Annotated in this window: 22 protein-coding genes; 7 read left to right on the top strand and 15 right to left on the bottom strand. The window is 55.6% G+C overall.

Annotation, left to right across the window (positions count from 1 at the left end; translation table 11 throughout):
* Positions 1 to 27: 27 nt before the first annotated feature.
* The 4 genes from B2U47_RS13940 to B2U47_RS13925 all read left to right on the top strand — a co-directional run bounded on the left by B2U47_RS13940 (position 28) and on the right by B2U47_RS13925 (position 2,303).
* On the top strand, positions 28 to 567 hold the full coding sequence (locus B2U47_RS13940) for an RNA polymerase sigma factor (RefSeq protein WP_296675703.1): 540 nt from the start codon (positions 28 to 30) through the stop codon (positions 565 to 567).
* Complete coding sequence (locus tag B2U47_RS13935) at positions 564 to 1,265, top strand: hypothetical protein (RefSeq protein ID WP_296675700.1); 702 nt, start codon at positions 564 to 566, stop codon at positions 1,263 to 1,265. The genes B2U47_RS13940 and B2U47_RS13935 overlap by 4 nt, the downstream gene beginning before the upstream one ends.
* Positions 1,266 to 1,349: 84 nt before the next feature.
* The gene (locus tag B2U47_RS13930; RefSeq protein ID WP_296675697.1) at positions 1,350 to 1,949 is read left to right on the top strand and encodes an EndoU domain-containing protein; all 600 of its coding nucleotides are present in this window, start codon (positions 1,350 to 1,352) and stop codon (positions 1,947 to 1,949) included.
* Positions 1,950 to 1,973: 24 nt separating this feature from the next.
* Positions 1,974 to 2,303, top strand: coding sequence for a hypothetical protein (locus B2U47_RS13925; protein ID WP_296675696.1), 330 nt, complete (start codon positions 1,974 to 1,976; stop codon positions 2,301 to 2,303).
* Positions 2,304 to 2,492: 189 nt separating this feature from the next.
* Here the strand turns inward: B2U47_RS13925 and B2U47_RS13920 are convergent, their stop codons facing one another.
* The 6 genes from B2U47_RS13920 to B2U47_RS13895 all read right to left on the bottom strand — a co-directional run bounded on the left by B2U47_RS13920 (position 2,493) and on the right by B2U47_RS13895 (position 8,167).
* Positions 2,493 to 2,984 carry a universal stress protein gene (locus B2U47_RS13920; protein ID WP_296675693.1) on the bottom strand — a complete coding sequence of 164 codons (492 nt, stop codon included), beginning with the start codon at positions 2,982 to 2,984 and terminating at the stop codon, positions 2,493 to 2,495.
* Positions 2,985 to 2,996: 12 nt separating this feature from the next.
* Entirely contained in the window at positions 2,997 to 4,280 is a 1,284-nt protein-coding gene (locus B2U47_RS13915; RefSeq protein WP_296675692.1) for a TRAP transporter large permease, read from the bottom strand.
* Positions 4,277 to 4,897, bottom strand: coding sequence for a TRAP transporter small permease (locus tag B2U47_RS13910; protein WP_296675690.1), 621 nt, complete (start codon positions 4,895 to 4,897; stop codon positions 4,277 to 4,279). Before B2U47_RS13910 ends, B2U47_RS13915 begins: the two co-directional genes overlap by 4 nt.
* Before the next feature lie 170 nt (positions 4,898 to 5,067).
* Positions 5,068 to 6,075: a TRAP transporter substrate-binding protein gene (locus B2U47_RS13905; protein ID WP_296678983.1), complete on the bottom strand. Its 1,008-nt coding sequence runs from the start codon at positions 6,073 to 6,075 to the stop codon at positions 5,068 to 5,070.
* Between the two features lie 267 nt (positions 6,076 to 6,342).
* On the bottom strand, positions 6,343 to 6,966 hold the full coding sequence (locus tag B2U47_RS13900; RefSeq protein ID WP_296678982.1) for a LysE family translocator: 624 nt from the start codon (positions 6,964 to 6,966) through the stop codon (positions 6,343 to 6,345).
* 10 nt (positions 6,967 to 6,976) lie between these two features.
* Positions 6,977 to 8,167 carry an ATP-binding protein gene (locus B2U47_RS13895; RefSeq protein WP_296678980.1) on the bottom strand — a complete coding sequence of 397 codons (1,191 nt, stop codon included), beginning with the start codon at positions 8,165 to 8,167 and terminating at the stop codon, positions 6,977 to 6,979.
* Positions 8,168 to 8,296: 129 nt separating this feature from the next.
* On the opposite strand from B2U47_RS13895, the gene B2U47_RS13890 reads away from it, so the two are divergent.
* Complete coding sequence (locus B2U47_RS13890; RefSeq protein WP_210219112.1) at positions 8,297 to 8,542, top strand: DUF6364 family protein; 246 nt, start codon at positions 8,297 to 8,299, stop codon at positions 8,540 to 8,542.
* On the top strand, positions 8,520 to 8,978 hold the full coding sequence (locus B2U47_RS13885) for a PIN domain-containing protein (protein ID WP_296678977.1): 459 nt from the start codon (positions 8,520 to 8,522) through the stop codon (positions 8,976 to 8,978). The genes B2U47_RS13890 and B2U47_RS13885 overlap by 23 nt, the downstream gene beginning before the upstream one ends.
* Positions 8,979 to 8,991: 13 nt before the next feature.
* On the opposite strand, the gene B2U47_RS13880 is transcribed toward B2U47_RS13885, so the two are convergent.
* Both B2U47_RS13880 and B2U47_RS13875 read right to left on the bottom strand, forming a co-directional pair.
* Positions 8,992 to 9,408, bottom strand: coding sequence for a putative toxin-antitoxin system toxin component, PIN family (locus B2U47_RS13880; protein ID WP_296678975.1), 417 nt, complete (start codon positions 9,406 to 9,408; stop codon positions 8,992 to 8,994).
* Complete coding sequence (locus B2U47_RS13875; protein ID WP_296678973.1) at positions 9,405 to 9,710, bottom strand: ribbon-helix-helix domain-containing protein; 306 nt, start codon at positions 9,708 to 9,710, stop codon at positions 9,405 to 9,407. Before B2U47_RS13875 ends, B2U47_RS13880 begins: the two co-directional genes overlap by 4 nt.
* A 160-nt stretch (positions 9,711 to 9,870) precedes the next feature.
* Here B2U47_RS13875 and B2U47_RS13870 point away from each other — a divergent pair, with 160 nt between their 5' ends.
* Complete coding sequence (locus tag B2U47_RS13870) at positions 9,871 to 12,741, top strand: toll/interleukin-1 receptor domain-containing protein (RefSeq protein WP_296678971.1); 2,871 nt, start codon at positions 9,871 to 9,873, stop codon at positions 12,739 to 12,741.
* 62 nt (positions 12,742 to 12,803) lie between these two features.
* Here B2U47_RS13870 and B2U47_RS13865 read toward each other — a convergent pair whose 3' ends face one another.
* Genes B2U47_RS13865 through rsxC form a run of 7 tightly spaced genes read right to left on the bottom strand, consistent with a single transcriptional unit; the run spans position 12,804 to position 18,139 of the window.
* The gene (locus B2U47_RS13865) at positions 12,804 to 13,658 is read right to left on the bottom strand and encodes an oxidoreductase (protein WP_296678969.1); all 855 of its coding nucleotides are present in this window, start codon (positions 13,656 to 13,658) and stop codon (positions 12,804 to 12,806) included.
* Positions 13,659 to 13,672: 14 nt separating this feature from the next.
* On the bottom strand, positions 13,673 to 13,873 hold the full coding sequence (locus B2U47_RS13860; protein WP_210219118.1) for a chemotaxis protein: 201 nt from the start codon (positions 13,871 to 13,873) through the stop codon (positions 13,673 to 13,675).
* Complete coding sequence (locus B2U47_RS13855; protein WP_296678962.1) at positions 13,870 to 14,457, bottom strand: electron transport complex protein RnfA; 588 nt, start codon at positions 14,455 to 14,457, stop codon at positions 13,870 to 13,872. The genes B2U47_RS13860 and B2U47_RS13855 overlap by 4 nt, the downstream gene beginning before the upstream one ends.
* Positions 14,450 to 15,094: an electron transport complex subunit RsxE gene (rsxE, locus tag B2U47_RS13850; protein WP_296678961.1), complete on the bottom strand. Its 645-nt coding sequence runs from the start codon at positions 15,092 to 15,094 to the stop codon at positions 14,450 to 14,452. The genes B2U47_RS13855 and rsxE overlap by 8 nt, the downstream gene beginning before the upstream one ends.
* Positions 15,091 to 15,750: an RnfABCDGE type electron transport complex subunit G gene (locus B2U47_RS13845; protein WP_296678959.1), complete on the bottom strand. Its 660-nt coding sequence runs from the start codon at positions 15,748 to 15,750 to the stop codon at positions 15,091 to 15,093. Before B2U47_RS13845 ends, rsxE begins: the two co-directional genes overlap by 4 nt.
* The gene (locus B2U47_RS13840) at positions 15,747 to 16,790 is read right to left on the bottom strand and encodes an RnfABCDGE type electron transport complex subunit D (protein ID WP_296678957.1); all 1,044 of its coding nucleotides are present in this window, start codon (positions 16,788 to 16,790) and stop codon (positions 15,747 to 15,749) included. Before B2U47_RS13840 ends, B2U47_RS13845 begins: the two co-directional genes overlap by 4 nt.
* Positions 16,787 to 18,139, bottom strand: coding sequence for an electron transport complex subunit RsxC (gene rsxC, locus B2U47_RS13835; protein ID WP_296678955.1), 1,353 nt, complete (start codon positions 18,137 to 18,139; stop codon positions 16,787 to 16,789). Before rsxC ends, B2U47_RS13840 begins: the two co-directional genes overlap by 4 nt.
* Positions 18,140 to 18,238 lie beyond the last annotated feature (99 nt).

Raw genomic sequence — 18,238 nt, 5'->3', positions numbered from 1 at the left:
TGGAAACCGCTAGAGAGCATTACAAGAATGTTGAGCCATTATTTTCGTTTTAACCGGCTTGACCGTCAGTTGTCGGAACAACGTCCGCGTTTGCATCGCATGGCACTAGCCTGGTGCGGCGACCCGGTACTGGCAGACGATCTGGTTCAGGATACGTTGACCAAAGCACTGGAAAAGCAGGAGCAACTCAAGGATGACGAGCGTCTTGGGGCATGGCTGTACAAAATCCTGCATAACTGCTGGATGGAGTACCTGCGTACCCGCCGCCCGGAATTTGACATCGACGGGATAGAACTGACCTGCACCGACTGCCCGGAGCAGCGTTTTGCTTCCGACCAGTTGTCGGAACAGGTACAGGCAGCAGTGGCTTCGCTGCCACTGGGGCAGCGTCAGGTCATGACCCTGGTCGATCTGGAAGGGTGCAGTTACGAACAGGTAGCGCTCATCCTCGAGATTCCGCTGGGCACGGTCATGAGCCGTTTGAGCCGTGCCCGTGACAACATGAAAAAACGTCTGCAAGGCATACGCACGGCGGACAATGTTCGCTATCTAAGGAGAGTGAAATGAATTGGGAACAGTCTTCCATCCGCGACCGGCTGCACGCCCTCGCTGACGGACAACTGGATGCGGAGCAAAGCCGTCAGGTGCTGGCGCTGCTGGAAACCGACCTTGGCTTGCAAAAGGAACTGTGCGAAATCCAGCGCATCAGGCACATGGTACAGTCGGCTTACCCGTTGCCCTCAGCAACAGCACCTGTCGCGCATCGGCGCAGCACAACCTACTGGCGACTGGCTGCTGGTTATGTGCTGGCTTTTGCCTTGACCCTGCTGGCGGGGGCGGCAGGTAACCATTACCTTTCACGCTGGAATGCTGTGGAAGGGTTGACGCTCGACAATGCTGCCGCGCATGACAATCGTTTCATCGTGTTTCTCGATTCGCACGAGCCTGCCAAGCTGGAAAAAACCCTGAACAAGGCAGAAACGCTGGCGACACAAGTGGCAAAAACCGATGGTAGCGTATACGTAGTCACCAGTGCGGAAGGTCTTGATTTGCTGCGGTTGGGGACAACCCGGCACGAAGGGCGCATTTTTCAGATGAGCCAGCAATACCCGCATCTGCGTTTTGTGGCGTGCAGCAATACCCTGTATGCCTACAAGCAACGTGACGAGATGGTGGAGCTGGTGGAAGGTACGGAAGTGGCGCCATCAGCGGTAGAATTCGTGGTACAGCACATGCGGAACGGGTGGCGGTATATTGCAATTTAGCCACGAGCCGCCCGCCACTCTGACAGGCACTTTTGCGCCGAATGGGTTAGGATGCACCTTTTTCGCATCCTGGGAGTAGATGGCATGGGGCATCACCATCAACCAATGTTTTGGGCAACGCTGGGTGTGGTCGCTATTGGTCTGGTGGCTTGCAAACCCGCGCAGGAAAGCAACCAGCCAACCGCTGGCGTTACCAGCACCAACACAGCAAGCGTTACCTGTCCCTCACATCAGTGGGTCAAGGCAAGTAATGGTGTCGAGATCAATTACGCGCATATCTTTTGCGGCGAGTTGAACAACAAGGGGCGGGTGGCAGGTTTCCATTCACGCCCGCAAGGCCATGATCCGCAAACAGTAGCCAATGTACGCATCACCCAAAAACCCAACAAGCAGGGCATTTATGCCGGGCAATGGGAATGGGGCGGCAACAAGAGCGAAAACAAGTTTTCCACCTTTTATCCTGATCATTGCACCCCTACCCAAGTGATCAACACCATCGGGTATGCCGCCCGCAATCAGCAAGATTGCCCACAAAGCGCACCCAAGTGGGCATGGTGCGGGGCTAATGCCCCCAAACAGGATCAGTCAGATGCTTATTGCCGCAGTGCTGACGGCACGCCTTATCTGATTGCAGGTGCATCGTCGTCCCGTGGTGGTGTCAACACCGCGTTTCCCCTACGCTAACCCGCTGCTTGAGGAACAATCCCGATGATACATGAACACGAATGGCAGCAATGGCAACAACAAGGCGCAGGCCATGCTGCTACCGCTGCCTTTTTGCTGCTGGATGTGCAAAGCAACCTGACCATGCTGGCTACCTTGCAGGCAGCTTTGGACAAGATCAGGAAAACCCCCGCAGCCAAGCCTTACTCCCTCAGCGGTAACAGTTATTTTGTGCAGTTGCAGCCACAGGAGGTTGTGGTTGAGGAACTGTATGGTGATGATTATGCGGAGCCTGTCAGCATCAGTCTGGAGGATTTTGCTGAAGCGCTGGCGTATTGGCGTGAGCGTCAGCAGCAGTCTGACATGGAGCAGTGATGCCAAAATTTGTCGCCCCGATCAAGGGATCAGCCAACTCGTTTTTTTATCTTGCCCGCATTCCTTATTGATCGCTGGTTCTAGTGTAAAGTGACGGGAAACGGGTCATGTGCGGCACAAAAAAAACGCCTGCCGATGCTGAATTCGGGCAGGCGTAACTTCCACACAAAACGGTTTGCAACAGGTTTTTTACCCGTTGGGGATGATCAGCACTGGTACTTTACTGTGTTGCGTCACCGTCCGCGCCGTTGACCCCAGCATGGTATGCCCGCCTGCTTGCCGCGTATGGCTGCCGATCACGATCAAATCCACCCCGTGGGTTTCTGCGTAATAGTTGATCACATCCGCCGGATTGCCCGCGCTGACCGCTATCTTGTCGATCAACTCGTCCTTGTCCTTGCAGATGTCGTCTTCTTCCGCACAGTAGTTTTTCAGGCGTTCGCGCATGGTTTCAATCACCTGCTGCATACTTTCCTGTTCGATGTCGTGGATTTCCTTGCCCGGCATGTACATCGACAAGATCGCTGAGCCGGTCGTGCCAATGGGTGCAACCGCGTGCAACATAATGATCTTTGCCTTGTGAATCCGTGCCAGATTGATCGCCTGCCGGAATACTGGGCGCATGTGTGTGCCCAGATTGGTGGCGTACAAAATGGTTTGGAACGGTTTTATTTCACTCATGCTCCTAGCTCCTTACAGCATCCCCAAGACCCGTGGCAACCACAGGCTGATTTCCGGCACATACGTGATCAGCATCAGGAACGCCAACATGGTGTACAGCCAGGGCAATACCGCCACGGTGAGTGCTGACAAGCCCATTTTGGTAATCCCTGAGGCGACGTACAAATTCAAACCCACCGGCGGGGTGATCATCCCGATTTCCATATTCACCACCATAATAATGCCGAAATGTACCGGATGAATCCCCAGTGCCATTGCCATCGGGAATAAAATCGGTGCGAAAATCAGCATAATGCTGGACGGTTCCATAAAGTTACCCGCCAACAGCAGCAGGATGTTCACCGCAATCAGGAAGGTGATAATGCCCATGCCTTGTTCCGTCATCCACGAAGCCAATGATTGCGGAATGTTTTCATTGGTCAACAGGAAGGAGAACAGCACCGCGTTGGTGATGATGTACAACAACATGGCAGACATGCTGGCGGAATTTAGCAGCACGCGCGGTATGTCTTTCAGGCTCAAGTCCTTGTAGACAAATACCGCAATCACAAAGGCGTATACCGCACTCATCGCCGCTGCTTCCGTCGGGGTGAATATGCCGGTGTAAATCCCGCCCATCACCACCACGATCAGCAGCAAACCCCACACCGAATCTTTAAAAGCTTTCAGGCGTTGCATCCAACTGGCTTTGGGTTGGCGCGGGAAATTGCCTTTGCGGGCGCGATACCAGGTAATGCCACCCAAAAACAGCGTCAGCAAAATCCCCGGAACCACCCCGGCGATAAACAACGCACCAATCGACGAGTTGGTTGCCACTGCGTACATCACCATCACGATAGAGGGCGGAATCAAAATTCCCAAACCACCGGAAGAGGCAATCACCCCCGCGCCGAATTCCTTGGGGAAACCTGCCCGTACCATGGCTGGTAACAAAATTGAACCAATCGCCACCACGGTTGCCGGGCTGGAACCAGAAACGGCGGCAAACAAAGCGCAAGCCACCACCCCCGCCAAGCCCAAACCACCGAACCAATGCCCGACCATCGACGTGGCAAAATTGACCATGCGTTTTGCCACCCCACCATGGGTGAGGAAGTTACCGGCTAGGATAAAAAACGGAATCGCCATGATCTCGAATTTTTCAATCCCCGTGAACAGCTTCAACGCCACCGATTCCACCGGCACAGAAGTCATGGTAAACAGGAAAGTCATGACCGTTAAACCCAGTGCAATCGACACGGGCATTCCGGTGAGCATCAATAACATCAATAAGGTGAAAATGATTAATGCAGTCATGGCTTTTGCTCCACTACGGGGAATGGATCGGTATCGTGCAAGCCATCCACATGCCCGTGGTCATGATGCGGCAATTCGCCGGTGCGCCAGTAATTCGCCAGCACTTGCAGAAAACGGAAACACATCAACGCCGAGCCAATGGGTACAGCGAGGTATACCACCCAAGTACGCCATTCCAGATCCGGCGTGGTAGGGCCCTCGTAATACGGGGCGGTTTCCATCCCCAACGTACTTAACACCGCGTAAGCCATGCCGTTATGCCAGACCAGATTGAACCCCAGCACGGCGACTAATGCGGTAAAGAATGCGCCCGCACACAAGGCGATGATGGTGGTGATGCGGCGATTGTCAGGTGATAAGCTGTTTACCACCACATCTACACCAACGTGGATGCCCTGACGCACCCCGTAAGCCGCGCCAAATTTCGCCATCCACACGAACAAAATAATGCACAATTCTTGCGCCCAGCTCAGGTGAATACTTAATAAAAAATCCTGGAGCGCTCCCAGCGGCAAGCCGGACGCGTAACGGTGTACCACTGCCACAAAAATCACGATGGTGGCAGCCGCCAGCAAGACACTAATCAACACTTCTTCGAGATGATCGAGCCACTTCATACATTTCTCCTCCTAAGAAACCCCTCACCCCCTAGCCCCCGCACCCAGCCCCCTTACAGGGTCGTCCCTCAAGGGGCGAGGGGGAACAAGAAATAAGGTCAATACAACCGCTCTCCTCTGAGCCCCTCTCCCCTTGAGGGAGAGGGGTGGGGGTGAGGGGTTCCCCCCTCTTACTTGGAAGGATCAAACCCGGTCGCTTTGTAAACGGAGTCGATTACGTCTTTACCAATCCGCTCAGCCATTTCGGCATGGACAGGTGCCAAGGCTTTTTGCATGGCTTTGGTTTCGTCTTCGGTCGGGACGTAGACTTCGGTTTTGCCGGAGGCTTTTACCGCTTCCAGTGCCTTGTCATTTTCTTCCTTGGCGATTTGGTTGGCGAAATCGGTGGATTCTTTCATTGCTTCATCCAGACCTTTACGCACGTCTTCTGGCAGTTTTTCCCAGAAATCTTTGTTCGCGATTACTGCATAACCCAAGTAGCCGTGGTTGGTGACAGTCGCATTCTTTTGCACTTCGTGCATTTTTTGGGTGAACAGGTTGGATGGCGGGTTTTCAGTACCGTCGACAACCCCGGTTTGCAGGGCTTGGTAGGTTTCGGAGAACGGCATGACTTGTGGGTTTGCGCCCAATGCCCGCATTTGCGCTTCCAACACCTTGGAAGACTGGATGCGCATTTTCAGACCTTTGTAATCTTCCGGCGTTTGCAGCGCTTTGTTCGCGCTCATGACTTTGAAACCGTTATCCCAATACGCCAAACCTTTCACGCCTTTGGGTTCGAGTTTCGCTAACAAGCCAGCACCGACTTCGCCTTGGGTAACTTTGTGCAGGTCGTCGTAGTTGCGGAAAATGTACGGCAGGTCGAATACTTCAAACTCTTTTACACCTAATGGGCCGAATTTTGCCAATGAAGGCGCAAGCATTTGCACCGCACCCATTTGCAGGGCTTCCATTTCTTCCTTGTCTTTGTAAAGGGTGCTGTTGGGGTAAACTTCAACCTTGACTGCGCCTTTGGTCTTTTCTTCAGCCAACGCCTTGAACTTGTCAGCCGCTTTGCCTTTCGGGGTATCGGGTGCAACCACGTGGCTGAACTTGATCACGATCGGGTCAGCAGCGTAGCTGTACATGCTGGACAAGCCGAGGACAACGGCAGTAGTCAGGGTCAACAGGGTCTTTTTCATCTCTCTCTCCAATGAATTGCGGTTAAACACGCCATTGGTATTGGAAGAAACGTGCCAATCTGGACAATACTGCTGAAAATAAAATTAATAATATTAAAAAACAATTATTTAGGTGTTGCGCTGGTTGGGCTGGTAAGTCGGGAAGAAGCCGACGAACGGCGGAATTCCGCCATAATGGCAAAGGTATGGCGGCGGAATTCCGCCAGTGTCTGGCAGGTGTCTACACAAGTTTTATGTTGTCAGCCATGGCAACAAATAACAGACGGCTCAATAACCGTTACCCAGCAGGATTTTCAGTGCCAGCAAGATCAGGATGCCACCGAGGATGCGTTCCACCCATACCTGTTGCTGGCGTAAGGTGTCGAGCAGGCGGCTGCGGGACAGGACGCTTGCCACCAGCACATACCAGCCGCCATCCACCAGCGTAATGGTGCTGACGAACACGGCTTTGGCGGCAAAACTCATGTTTTCCTGCACAAACTGGCTGAACAGCGCGAGGAAAAACAGCCCTACCTTGGGGTTGAGCAACGCCATCAGCAAGCCGTCACGGGCAGCGTCCAGCAGCGTGGTTTGATGCGTTTGAATAGCGGCGTGCCGCCCGGTGTGCGCTTTCGCGATCAAGCCCTGATAGCCCAGCCACAACAGGTAAACAGCCCCCGCGTAGCTAATGGCTTTGACCAGCAGCGGTGATTGTTGCAGCAGCAAAACCAGACCGAGTACCGAAAGCAGCGCGTACAAACCGATGCCCAGCGCGTGGGAAATGCCAGTCACCATGCCGTGCAAGCGTGAATGATTGAGCGTGTTGCGCAGCACCACGGCAAGGCTTGCACCGGGGAACATTGCACCCATCAAACAGATAGCGAGCAGGGAAAACCAGTCGGTTAAGAGCATTTCACGTAACTCAATACAACATCCCAAACAACCACAACGGAATCCGCCTGCCATCGCCAATGACCACATCATCGACCACCGCATAGCCATCCGGGTGCTGTGCCAGTTGTTTGAGCGTCTTACCCGCACCCCCGATTTCAAATACCCAGCGGTCATCCACGAGAAAATCGCCCTTGTCGTGGTAATGCACCTGATGCTGATAACCCAGTTGCGAGACAAAAAAACTTTCGCGTAGCGAGCCGACATTGGGGCTGGCACACAGCGCGTAAAATAGGTTGGTGTTGTCCAGCAGCAGCTTGTCCGGCTTATTGACGGTGCGCATTCCGCTGCCACCGCGCACGATATGCACCAGACTGCCCGCGCTCATGCTGTCGAGATAGCGCGAAAGTGTCGGCCAGGACGTACCCACCCCCGCGCTCAGTTTGGAAATGTTCAATTCCACCGGATCAGTGCTGCACAGCATATACAGCAGCTTTTTCAGCTTATCCAGTTTGTCGGGGGCGATGCTGTAGAGGCTGGCAAGGTCGGAATCAATCGTCAGGTTGATCACTTCCAGCAGCTTGCTGGTGTAATTATCGAGCGATTCGCGGTAGAACGGGTAAGCACCGTAACGCAGGTATTTCTTGAACTGCTCAATCGGGCGCAGCGTTTGCATGACGTTTGCCGCCAAGTTGCCGTGATTGGCGAGAATGTCAGGCAGGGCATAAGCCGCGAACTGTTGCCCGGTTTCGATTTCCATGAATTCACGCAATGACAGCACCGGCAACTCATGTACCACCGCCCGCCGCGACAAATCCGCCAGTTCGTGTTCCAGCCGCAACGCCGACGAGCCGGAAAAAATCACCTGCAAATCAAAGGTGTCGCGGATCGCTTTGAGGTGAACGGCAAAGCCCTTGCTCTTGTGGATTTCGTCGATCAGCAGCAGTTGCCCGCCTTCTTGGTAAAAGGTTTGCGCCAAGGCATACAGGTCCACATCCACCATCGCCGGGTGGTCGCAGGCAATGTACAGGATGCGCGAGGCTTCCAAGCCGCAGCTTTGCGCGTGTTGTAGCAGCACGGTGGTTTTGCCACAACCGCGTGCGCCCTTGATGCCGATCAGTTGTTCGCCGAAGTCGATGCAAGTGTGCAGGAAACGGCGGTATTCGGGTTGCCGTCGGGCGAGGATCAAGGCAGATGTCTGACGGAGGATGGGGGAAATCATCGTCTGTTAAACCCATTTCAATAAAAAACAGCTTTAGTCTAAAGTTTAGTTTAGAGCATAATCCGAAAATTATCACACGTTGTTTTTCACGTAAAAGCGTGCTACACATGAAAGCGTGGAGGTGATGACATGAAACAGAATATTACGCTTTCGTTGGAAAAAGAACTGCTCCAGAAAATTAAGGTACTGGCAGCACAACGTTCTACGTCAATCAGTGCCTTGCTGACAGCAGAGCTGGAGCGTTTGGCAAAGAAAGACGATGCCTACCTGCAAGCGATGGAGCAAGCACTAGCTTCGATGGAAAAAGGTTATGACTTCGGCGGTGGCAATTACTTAACACGCGAGGAAATGTATGACCGCAAAAACTTTCGTTGATAGCAATATCTTGTTGTATGTCTACGATCATGCGGCTGGCTGGAAGCAGGAAATCTGCAAACAAGTCGTGCAGGATTTGTGGCGACAACGTTGCGGGGTGATTAGCACGCAGGTCATGCAAGAGTTCTACAACAATGCCACCCGTAAATTACGCAAGCCGATGACTTATGGGACCGCCAGAGCCGAGCTGAAATTGTACGAAGCGTGGGAAGTCGTGCAGGTTGACCCGGCGCTGATTCAGATAGCCTCCAACATTCAGGAAACGGCGCAGCTATCATTTTGGGATTCACTGATAGTTGCGGCGGCACATGCAGCGGGGGCGGAAACGCTGCTGAGTGAAGACCTCAATCATGGGCAGGTGATTGGTGGGGTGCGTATTCATAATCCGCTGTTGAATCAGGTGCAGGAAGAGGGTGGGCGTTACTTACACGACTAAGCCGATAAATTGCTCAACGTAAAATTGGTTCATCCGGCAAATCAAGCCTGAGAAATGCCGCTGGTGTCACCACATCAACACCCACGCAGACATCCGCTGGAAAGTCGTTGCCATTGCCCGTTACCAAATATTTCGCACCACTTGCCAGTGCTGCTAACAAATAAGGCACATCCTTTGGGTCTGGGAGTGGATAAGCAAGCGGCTCTGGGTAAACAAATTCAGCTACCCGTGCCATGTCCAGCATGAAACCTTCCAGTTTGTCACGAACACGGGCAAATTTGGGGCGGGATACCACGTCCTGATATTCAGCCAAAATATCGGGTGACATCACTATCTCGTAATGTGCCAGTGCCGTTTGGACCACGGCGCGGCATGTTCCCGCTGTCAGCCCTGCTGAAATCAGGACGTTACAATCAATGACAATCCTCATGCTTTGCTTTTGCGGGAAGCGTGGATTTCTTCACGCACCATTTGCATCACCTCTGCTTCGCTCATGTCGGCAAATTCTTCGGGTGGTGGTTCCGCCAAACGCTGTTGCAGATTTTTGCGGGCGATGTCCTGTATCAGTTGCCACTTGCGGGCATCTTGCTCACGCTGGGCTTGTAGCTGCTCTTGGTCACGGCGGATGAGGCTGCGGATGTAATCGCTGATATTGCTGTAATCACCCCCCGTTACCCGTTGGTTGATCCACATTTTCATATTGTCGGGTAAAGAAATGTTTAGCGTGGTCATGATTTGACTCTCCTATTTGCCGATACCTAGAGTCTTGAATGTTGACTCATTATTGTCAATATCGCCACATGGAAGCGGTGATCAAATGTTCATAAAGCCGGACAAAATCGCCGATAAACGGTATTATCAAGCCTATTGTAAAGTGAACAGGCTTGCTCACATGACCAGGGTTTTCATCAGTTACAGTCACAAAGACGAGGCGTGGAAAGACCGCCTGCAAACCCAGCTTGCCGTACTGGAAATGGAGGGCTTGTTATCGGTGTGGGAAGACCGCCAGATTGCTCTGGGTGATAGCTGGTATCCTGAAATCGAAACAGCGCTTAACACCGCTGATGTCGCCATCCTGCTGATCAGCGCCGATTTCCTCACGTCCAAATTCATCCGGGGGGAAGAAATCCCGCGTTTGCTGGAGCGGCGAGAGCAGCAAGGGATTTGCGTCATCCCGCTGATTTTAAAGCCCTGTCCCTGGAAAAAGGTTGGCTGGCTCAATGCCATGCAGGGGGCATCACGCGACAACGTACCGTTATCCACCTTGGTTGAGCATCAGCAGGATGACATCCTGTGTAAGCTGGCAGAAAAGATACACGATCTAGTGGGCACTTGTCGGTTGGGCTTCAGCCCGACAATCTCCCCGACGACGCCCTCCATCCACTCCGACCGCCTCCCCATCGTCAAAGGCGGCTTCTTCGGACGCACCGCCGAACTGCAACTCCTCAACGACGCATGGCAGGAAGAAACCCTCACCCCCCAGCCCCCTCTCCCGCGAAGCGGGCGAGGGGGAGGAAGAACGCGCATTATTCAGTTTATTGCCCCCGGTGGTACGGGCAAAACCAAACTCCTGCGCCATTGGCTTGACCACACCGCCGACATCCCGGTGCTGATCGCATGGTCGTTCTATTCGCAAGGTGCAAGCGAAGACAAGCAGACTTCCGCCACGCCGTTTTTCAGCCATGCGTTTGCGAAGCTGGGTTCGACCCGCGAGCGGTTTGCGTCGGAGGAGGACAAGGGCGACCACCTCGCCGAATTGCTGCACGGCAAACGCTACGTGCTGGTGCTGGATGGTCTGGAGCCGCTGCAACACGGCGGCGCGGCGATGCGCGGCGCACTCAAGGACAAAGCCATCCGCCAGTTGCTGCGCCAGCTTGCCCGCCATCCGTGCGGTTTGTGCATTATCACCACGCGGATTGCGTTGCATGAACTCAGTGACCGTGACGCGCCCAGCGTCATCCGCCACGATTTGCAAAACCTGACAGCGGCGGATGGCATCCAGTTGCTGCAATCGCTGGGCGTGAAAGGCAGCGCGGCGGAACTGGGCAAGGCGGTGCGTGAATACGGTGGTCATGCGCTGGCGTTGAGTTTGCTGGGGAATGTGTTGCGGCTGCGGCATCAGGGCGATGTGCGCAAGCGCGACACGCTCAAGGCACTGGTCAAAGCCACGGGCAACCGCGACAGCCGCCACGCCTTCAAGGTGATGCAGGCTTACGCGGAATGGTTTGCTGGTGAGCCGGAACTGGCATTGCTGCACTTATTGGGGCTGTTCGACCACCCCATCGGGCAAGACGTGCTGCAAATGCTGTGGGATGCGCAGATTCCACACCTGACCGCCGACATTGATGAAGACGAATGGCTGGAAGCCATCGCCAGTTTGCGCGAAGAACACCACTTGTTGTCGCAGCAGTCCGGCGGCGGCGACCTCGACTGCCACCCGCTGATCCGCGAATACTTCGGCGGGCAACTGCAAACCCAGCAGCCGCAAGCGTGGCAGCAAGCGCATGAACGGCTGTACGGCTACTACAAAGCCCTGCCGGAGAACCCATTGCCCGATACGCTGGAAGAAATGCAGCCGTTGTTCAGTGCGGGGGCGCATGGGTGTGCGGCGGGGTTGCACCAGCAGGCGTTGGAGGAGGTTTACTGGCCTCGTATTCGGCGCAAGCAAGAAGCTTACATCGTCAAAAAACTCGGTGCTTTCAGCGATGACCTCGCCACCGTGGCGCATTTCTTCACGACCCCGTGGCACACCCCCGCAGCGGGTTTGACAGAAGCGGACAAAGCTTGGTTGCTAAATCAGGCAGGCTTCTGTTTACGCGCCTTGGGGCGGCTGCGTGAGGCACTGGAGCCGATGCAGGCAAGCCTTGATATGCTGGCGAAACAGGGGGACTGGAAACAAGCCGCAGCACAGGTCAGCAACCTCAGCGAACTGCAACTCACCCTCGGCGAGGTGGCGCAAGCGCAAGCCAGCAGCCAACGCAGCGTGGGCTACGCCGACCAGGCCGGGGATATGTTCGAGCGCATGAGCGACCGCACCGCCCACGCCGATGCCCTGCATCAGGCTGGCGCGACCGCCGCCGCCCTTGCCCTGTTCCGGGAAGCGGAGCAACTCCAGCAGGAAGACCAGCCAGAGTATCCGCGCCTGTATTCGCTGCGGGGTTTCCGCTACTGCGACCTGCTGCTGACGCAGGGCAGCACGGCGGAGGTGCTGGAGCGGGCGGAACAGACGTTGGGATGGGTAACAACACAAAACTGGTTGCTGGATATTGCCCTGGACCAACTCACCCTCGGACGTGCGCATTTGCAGCAAGCGGTGGAAGAAACCCCTCCCAACCTCCCCTTATCAGGGGAGGGGCAAGAGGCAGCCGAAGGGTGGCTGGATCAGGCCGTAGCCGGTTTGCGTGCAGCAGGATACCAGCAGATGCTACCCCACGGTCTGCTCGCCCGCGCTGCACTGCACCGCCACACCCGCGACTTCGCCCGCGCCCGGCAGGACTTGCAGGAAGTGTTCGACATCGCCGAACCCAGCGGGATGCGGCTGTTTTTGACGGATTATCATTTGGAGATGGCGCGGCTGTTGGTGGCGGAGTCTCTTGCTCCCTTCCCCCCTTGCGGGGGAAGGGTTGGGGAAGGGGGGAATAGCCGCGAAGCGGCTGACCCTGCGTACCACATTGCCGCCGCTGCCAAACTCATCAACGAAACCGGCTACCACCGCCGCGATAAAGAGCTGGAGGAATTGCAGGGGTTATCACTCCGAATCTAACCCCCCATCCCCAGCCCTTCCCCCGCAAGGGGTGAAGGGAGCAAAGATTCGTGGGTTAGTGTTTAATACACCAACTCCGCCCAACGCCCCTCCGCCACCAGCCGGTTCTTCAACGCCTGCCAGTTCGCCGCCGAACCTGCCAGTTCGCCCATCACCTTGTCCAGCACCGCCACCTGCTTCTTCAACCCGGCGAGGTAAACGTAAGTGTTCGGCATCTGCATCAGCACCCAGGTTTTCGCGCCGTTTTCCGCCAGACTCTTGCCCAGATTGCCGGACGCATCGCGCCACGCTTGCGGGTCAATCGCCTGATACGCCTCAAAGGTCGCCTGATCGTAATAGTTGGTCAGGTCGTTGTTCTGGTCGTTCATGTACAGCGCATCCAGCCCGCTTTTCGCGCCGTAGAACAAGCGTACCTTGCCCTGCCAGCCCTGATGCTGCGCGTATACCGACTTTATCAAAGTACGAAACGGCGCAATCCCTGTCCCCGTGCCGATCATCAGCAAATTGCTGGCTTTATCCGCAGGTACTTTGAATGCCGCCTTGTAAGGCCCGGTCAAGGTAATCTGTTTGCCCGGTGCTGCATCGCACAAATAGTGGGACGCAATACCGGGGTATTCTTCGCCCGACACCTCGTCGATGTAGGAACAACGCCGCACCAGAATCTCGATGTCTGAGCCTTCGCCATGCGGCTGTACCGATAACACGCTGTAATAGCGGTGATGGAAACGGTTGCCAAACGGGTGTTTGCCCTCAATCAGCACGCCAATATTTTGCCCTGCCATCGCCCGGAACGCCGGGTCATGGACGGTCAGCACCAGCTCGCGCACCTCATCCGTTTTGGTATCGGTGATGCGCTTGCTGGAGCGGATGATGGCTTCGCAGGTGTTGCCGTAAGTTTGTTCGTTGGTATCCGTCATAAAATCCTCTCTCTTCAATGTTCGTGTTTGTCGCGGTTCTTGCACGCCTTCTTGCCGCTGCACCCGCACGACGACCCGCAGCCGCCGCCCTCCTCGCGTGGTGGGCCAAATTCCGGGTGACGCAAGGCAAATTCCTTCACGATGCGTTGCACCACAATCCACGCGCCGAACAACACCGGAATCACCAGCATTGCAATCAGATAATCCCGCATCATTCCGCTCCCAGTCCTGCAAATCCCATAAACGCCAGCGACAGCAGACCACCCAGAATCAGGCTCAACGCCGCCCCTTGGGTCACGCTCGGCAACTTCGCCAAATCCAGCCGCTCGCGCAGCCCCGCCATCAGCAGCAAGGCGAGGATGAACCCCGCCCCCGCGCCCAGCGCATACGCCAGTGACTGCATGAAGTTGTATTCCTTGAAGGTCTGGAACAACGCCAGCCCCAGAATCGCGCAGTTGGTGGTAATCAGCGGCAAATAAATCCCCAGCGCACGGAACAGCGCAGGGCTGAGTTTCTTCAAGGTCATTTCCACCAATTGCACGGCGGATGCAATCACCACGATGTAGCTGATCAGGCGCAAATATTCGATATTGAACGCCACCAGCAATTCATTGAGGAAATACGCACACACCGAACTCACCAGCATCACGAACGACGTTGCCAAACCCATCGGCACGGCGGTATTCAGCTTGCCGGATACGCCAAGGAACGGGCACAACCCCAAAAACATCGCCAGCACAAAGTTGTTCGCCAAAAAAGCGTTGAAAAAGATAAAGGTAATGCTGTCGGTACTACCCATGTGTGACACCCTCCGCCAAAGATTGTTTGCGTGTTTTCAGCCATTCAAAGAACAGCAACCAGCCGCCCAGTACCAAGAAACCGCCCGGTGGCAATACCATCACCACCCAGGGCTGGAACTGCTCACCAAACAGCGGCAAGCCGAACAGCGAACCACTGCCGAGAATTTCACGCACCACGCCCAAGCACAGCAAGGCCAGCGTGAAACCCAGCCCCATACCCGCCGCGTTTACCATTGATTTCAAAGGCTTGTTGCGTGAGGCGCAGGCTTCCGCCCGCCCAAGGATGATGCAGTTCACCACAATCAACTGGATGAACGCCCCCAGCGCGTTGTAAACCTCCTGACTCAGTGCCTGCATGGTGTAATCCACGATGGTTACAAAGGTGGAAATGATCACAATGTAGGTGGCAATGCGCACTTCCGACGGAATCAGGTTGCGGAACAGCGACACCAGCAAACTTGATGCCACCAGCACGAATGCCGTTGCCAAGCCCATTGCCAGTGCATTGACCGCCGAGTTGGTGACAGCCAGCACCGGACACATCCCCAGCATCATCACGAATACCGGGTTTTCGCGCCAGATGCCTTCGAGAAAGGTATCGACCGTGATGCGGTCATCCTGTTTGATCAGGCTCATGGTTTGGCTCCTTCGATTTGCGGCAATAGCGGTACGACCTTGGGCAGCACCTCTTGCGCACTGCCATTCAGCCCCTTGGCGATGGCTTTGGAGGAAATGGTCGCCCCGCTGATGGCATCAATTTCCCACGGGTGCTGTTTCGCGCCGTGCTTGACCGCCACAATCGCGTTTGCCAGCGCATCGCCCGCCGCATTCACCTTGGCTTCCAGCTTGTCGAAATTGGCAACGAAGTTTTTGTCGGTAATCACCTTGTCACCCAGCCCCGGCGTTTCGGTTTGTTTGATGACCTTGATGCCGGTGATGCACTCGCAAGCTGGGGTGTAGGCGTAAATGGTGTCCACCGCACCGGAATAACCTTGCGCACTGCCTTCCGCCGCCACGCCCACCAGTTTGCCTTGGGCATCGTAGCCCGCGTACACATTGATGCCTTTCATGCCGGGAACAGCTTCGCGCAATTCACCTTTTTCATTGATGATGAAATGCTTGTCAGCGGTTGCGCCCTTGATCACTTCCAGCACCGTTTTCTGGATAGCCAAGCGTTTGTTTTCCTCAATCGCTGGTTTGGTGGCTTGGAACACCGTCACAATCAGGAAGCCCGACAGCGCGGTCACAAACCCCAGCGTGGCGATCATCGCCGTGCTATTTCTGCCACTCATGCGGATTTCCTCCGTGCGCCAAACAGCCGTGGCTGTGTCCAAGTATCAATCAGTGGTGTTGCCGCATTGCCCAGCAAAATGGCGTACATAATCCCTTCCGACAAACTCCCGAACTGGCGGATCAGCACGGTCAGGAAACCGATCAGCAAGCCGTAAATCATCACGCCCTTGGGTGTCAGCGGTGAACCCACCATGTCGGAAGCCATGAACATTGCCCCCAGCATCAGCCCGCCGGAAAACAGCATGAACACCGGATCAGCAAATTTCTCCGGGTTAATCAGGTACAACACGCCCGACGTGACCGCCACCCCGACGAAAATCCATGCCGGAATCTGCCAGTTCATCATCTTGCGGATCACCAGATACATCCCGCACACCAGAATCAGCAGCGCGGACGTTTCCCCCGCCGAACCCGCTACCATCCCGGTATACAGGTCAAACGGCGCAGTGCTGATGTGCTGGAACTTGTGCAAACTCAGCGGTGTAGCCCCGGTGAACCCATCCACTGCCACCTGTTTCACCCACTCGGCGGTTTCCGGCGGCATCATAAATGGCAGGGTCAGGCTGGAAGGCACAAACTCGCTGAAACGCCCCGTAAAAAATGCCGGAGTCCAGGTGGTAATCGCCACCGGAAATGCCGCTTGCACAAACGCCCGCCCCACCAGTGCCGGGTTAAACACGTTATAACCGATCCCGCCAAACACCGCCTTGCCGATGGCAATCCCGGCAATCCCCGCCACTGCCGCCATCCACAACGGGAAGCCGGGTGGCAAGGTCAACGCCAGCAAAATCCCGCTGATGGTGGACGACCAGTCGCTCAGGCTGCTGGGTTTGTTGCCCATCCAGTTGAAAAAGCGTTCCGTGCCAAGGCAAGCCAGCGTGGTGACAATCACCAGTACCAGCACGCTAATGCCGAACTGGTACACCGCGAACGCCACAATCGGCAGCAGCGCGTACACCACATGGCGCATGATGGTCGGCACATCCTGCGGCTTTTTCACGTGTGGCGCGGTGTGCAGGACGATGTGTTTCTTGCTCATGCTTTCCCCTTTTGTTCACGGTTGACGGCTTTGGCAATGCGGAAATATTGCACCAGCGGGATATTGGAGGGGCACACGAAGCTGCAACAGCCGCATTCAAAACAACTGTTGAGGTGGAAATCGCTTTCCATCTCGGCGTAGTGGCGTTTGCCCGCCAGCCAGCCCATTTGCGCCGGGTTGAGGTGCATCGGGCAGGCATCCACGCAGCGCGAACACTTGATGCAGGGGAAGACCGTTTCGCCCTGTTCGCCGATGAAAGTGCGTTCCTGAAACACCAGCAAACCGGACGTGCCTTTGGTAATCGGCACATCCAGCGAGGGCAGCGACATCCCCATCATCGGCCCACCGAGGATCACCTTTTCGTGGTCGGCAGTAATGCCCAGTTGCTCAAGGATAAAGCGCACGGGTGTGCCAATCGGCATCAGGTAATTGCCCGCTTTGGCGACATTCGTACCCGTCACGGTAACGACGCGCTCAATCAGCCCTTCGCCCTTGGGTAACAGTTTGCCGAGTTGCGCCAGCGTGCCGACATTGTTGACCACAATGCCGATGTCAATGGGCAAGCCACCTTCAGGCACTTCCACGCCCAGCAGCGATTTCAGCAGCATCTTTTCCGCGCCCTGTGGGTATTTGGTTTCCACCAGTTCCACCGTAATCGGGTCGTCGGGTTTGAGGGCGGCTTTTATCGCTTCTGCTGCATCGGCTTTGTTGTCCTCAATGCCGACGATGGCGCGTTTTGCCCCGGTGATATGCAGGGCGTAACGGATGCCTTGCAGCAAATCGGCGGGCTGTTCCAGCATCACCCGATGGTCGCAGGTGAGGTAGGGTTCGCATTCGCAGCCATTCACCACCAGTGTGTGCGCAGTCTTGCCGTGCGGAATGCGCAATTTGACGTGTGACGGGAACGCCGCCCCACCCAGACCTGCCATGCCAGTGGCTTGCACCCGCTGGATCAGTTCGTCGTGGTCTAGCGTTTCCGGCTCGACCGGGTTGCCGTACAGCACGTACTGGGATGAGGCTTTGTACACCTCAATCACAATTGACAGCACTTTGGGGCCAGCCGCACTCGGCATCAGCCCAATGCTGCTGACCACACCCGTGGCAGGCGCGTGTACCGGGACGGATAGGAAACCATCCGCCTCGGCGATGATTTGCCCACGCAGCACTTCCTGCCCCACGTTGACCACGGGCTTGGCAGGTGCGCCGATGTGTTGTGCCACCGGCACTATCAGGCGCGGCGGGAACGCCAGCCGCTGGATCGCCTTCCCCCGCGTTGCGTCCTTGTGGTAACGCGGGTGAATGCCGTGCGAGAAGCGGCCTTTGCGAAATTTTTCAAACAGAGCAAGCATTTGAGTTACCTGTTACGTTGTTGCTGTGGGTTTCGCACTGATTACTTACTCCCCGTAATTCCCCCCCATCCCCAGCCCTTCCCCCGCAAGGGGGGCAGG

Source organism: Thiothrix sp. UBA5583 (assembly GCA_002425225.1).
Lineage (GTDB): Bacteria > Pseudomonadota > Gammaproteobacteria > Thiotrichales > Thiotrichaceae > Thiothrix > Thiothrix moscowensis.
Note: the sequence above shows the minus strand (reverse complement) of the source record. Positions and strands in the feature narration are given on the sequence as shown.

Bases quoted from the DNA above. Each gene is read 5' to 3' on its own strand.
- B2U47_RS13890 (WP_210219112.1), top strand. From the start codon at position 8,297: ATGAAACAGAATATTACGCTTTCGTTGGAAAAAGAACTGCTCCAGAAA.
- B2U47_RS13880 (WP_296678975.1), bottom strand. From the start codon at position 9,408: ATGAGGATTGTCATTGATTGTAACGTCCTGATTTCAGCAGGGCTGACA.
- B2U47_RS13925 (WP_296675696.1), top strand. From the start codon at position 1,974: ATGATACATGAACACGAATGGCAGCAATGGCAACAACAAGGCGCAGGC.
- rsxC (WP_296678955.1), bottom strand. From the start codon at position 18,139: ATGCTTGCTCTGTTTGAAAAATTTCGCAAAGGCCGCTTCTCGCACGGC.
- B2U47_RS13920 (WP_296675693.1), bottom strand. From the start codon at position 2,984: ATGAGTGAAATAAAACCGTTCCAAACCATTTTGTACGCCACCAATCTG.
- rsxE (WP_296678961.1), bottom strand. From the start codon at position 15,094: ATGAGCCTGATCAAACAGGATGACCGCATCACGGTCGATACCTTTCTC.
- B2U47_RS13870 (WP_296678971.1), top strand. From the start codon at position 9,871: ATGACCAGGGTTTTCATCAGTTACAGTCACAAAGACGAGGCGTGGAAA.
- B2U47_RS13865 (WP_296678969.1), bottom strand. From the start codon at position 13,658: ATGACGGATACCAACGAACAAACTTACGGCAACACCTGCGAAGCCATC.
- B2U47_RS13905 (WP_296678983.1), bottom strand. From the start codon at position 6,075: ATGAAAAAGACCCTGTTGACCCTGACTACTGCCGTTGTCCTCGGCTTG.
- B2U47_RS13860 (WP_210219118.1), bottom strand. From the start codon at position 13,873: ATGATGCGGGATTATCTGATTGCAATGCTGGTGATTCCGGTGTTGTTC.
- B2U47_RS13915 (WP_296675692.1), bottom strand. From the start codon at position 4,280: ATGACTGCATTAATCATTTTCACCTTATTGATGTTATTGATGCTCACC.
- B2U47_RS13885 (WP_296678977.1), top strand. From the start codon at position 8,520: ATGACCGCAAAAACTTTCGTTGATAGCAATATCTTGTTGTATGTCTAC.
- B2U47_RS13940 (WP_296675703.1), top strand. From the start codon at position 28: ATGTTGAGCCATTATTTTCGTTTTAACCGGCTTGACCGTCAGTTGTCG.
- B2U47_RS13855 (WP_296678962.1), bottom strand. From the start codon at position 14,457: ATGGGTAGTACCGACAGCATTACCTTTATCTTTTTCAACGCTTTTTTG.
- B2U47_RS13910 (WP_296675690.1), bottom strand. From the start codon at position 4,897: ATGAAGTGGCTCGATCATCTCGAAGAAGTGTTGATTAGTGTCTTGCTG.
- B2U47_RS13935 (WP_296675700.1), top strand. From the start codon at position 564: ATGAATTGGGAACAGTCTTCCATCCGCGACCGGCTGCACGCCCTCGCT.
- B2U47_RS13895 (WP_296678980.1), bottom strand. From the start codon at position 8,167: ATGATTTCCCCCATCCTCCGTCAGACATCTGCCTTGATCCTCGCCCGA.
- B2U47_RS13845 (WP_296678959.1), bottom strand. From the start codon at position 15,750: ATGAGTGGCAGAAATAGCACGGCGATGATCGCCACGCTGGGGTTTGTG.
- B2U47_RS13875 (WP_296678973.1), bottom strand. From the start codon at position 9,710: ATGACCACGCTAAACATTTCTTTACCCGACAATATGAAAATGTGGATC.
- B2U47_RS13930 (WP_296675697.1), top strand. From the start codon at position 1,350: ATGGGGCATCACCATCAACCAATGTTTTGGGCAACGCTGGGTGTGGTC.
- B2U47_RS13900 (WP_296678982.1), bottom strand. From the start codon at position 6,966: ATGCTCTTAACCGACTGGTTTTCCCTGCTCGCTATCTGTTTGATGGGT.
- B2U47_RS13840 (WP_296678957.1), bottom strand. From the start codon at position 16,790: ATGAGCAAGAAACACATCGTCCTGCACACCGCGCCACACGTGAAAAAG.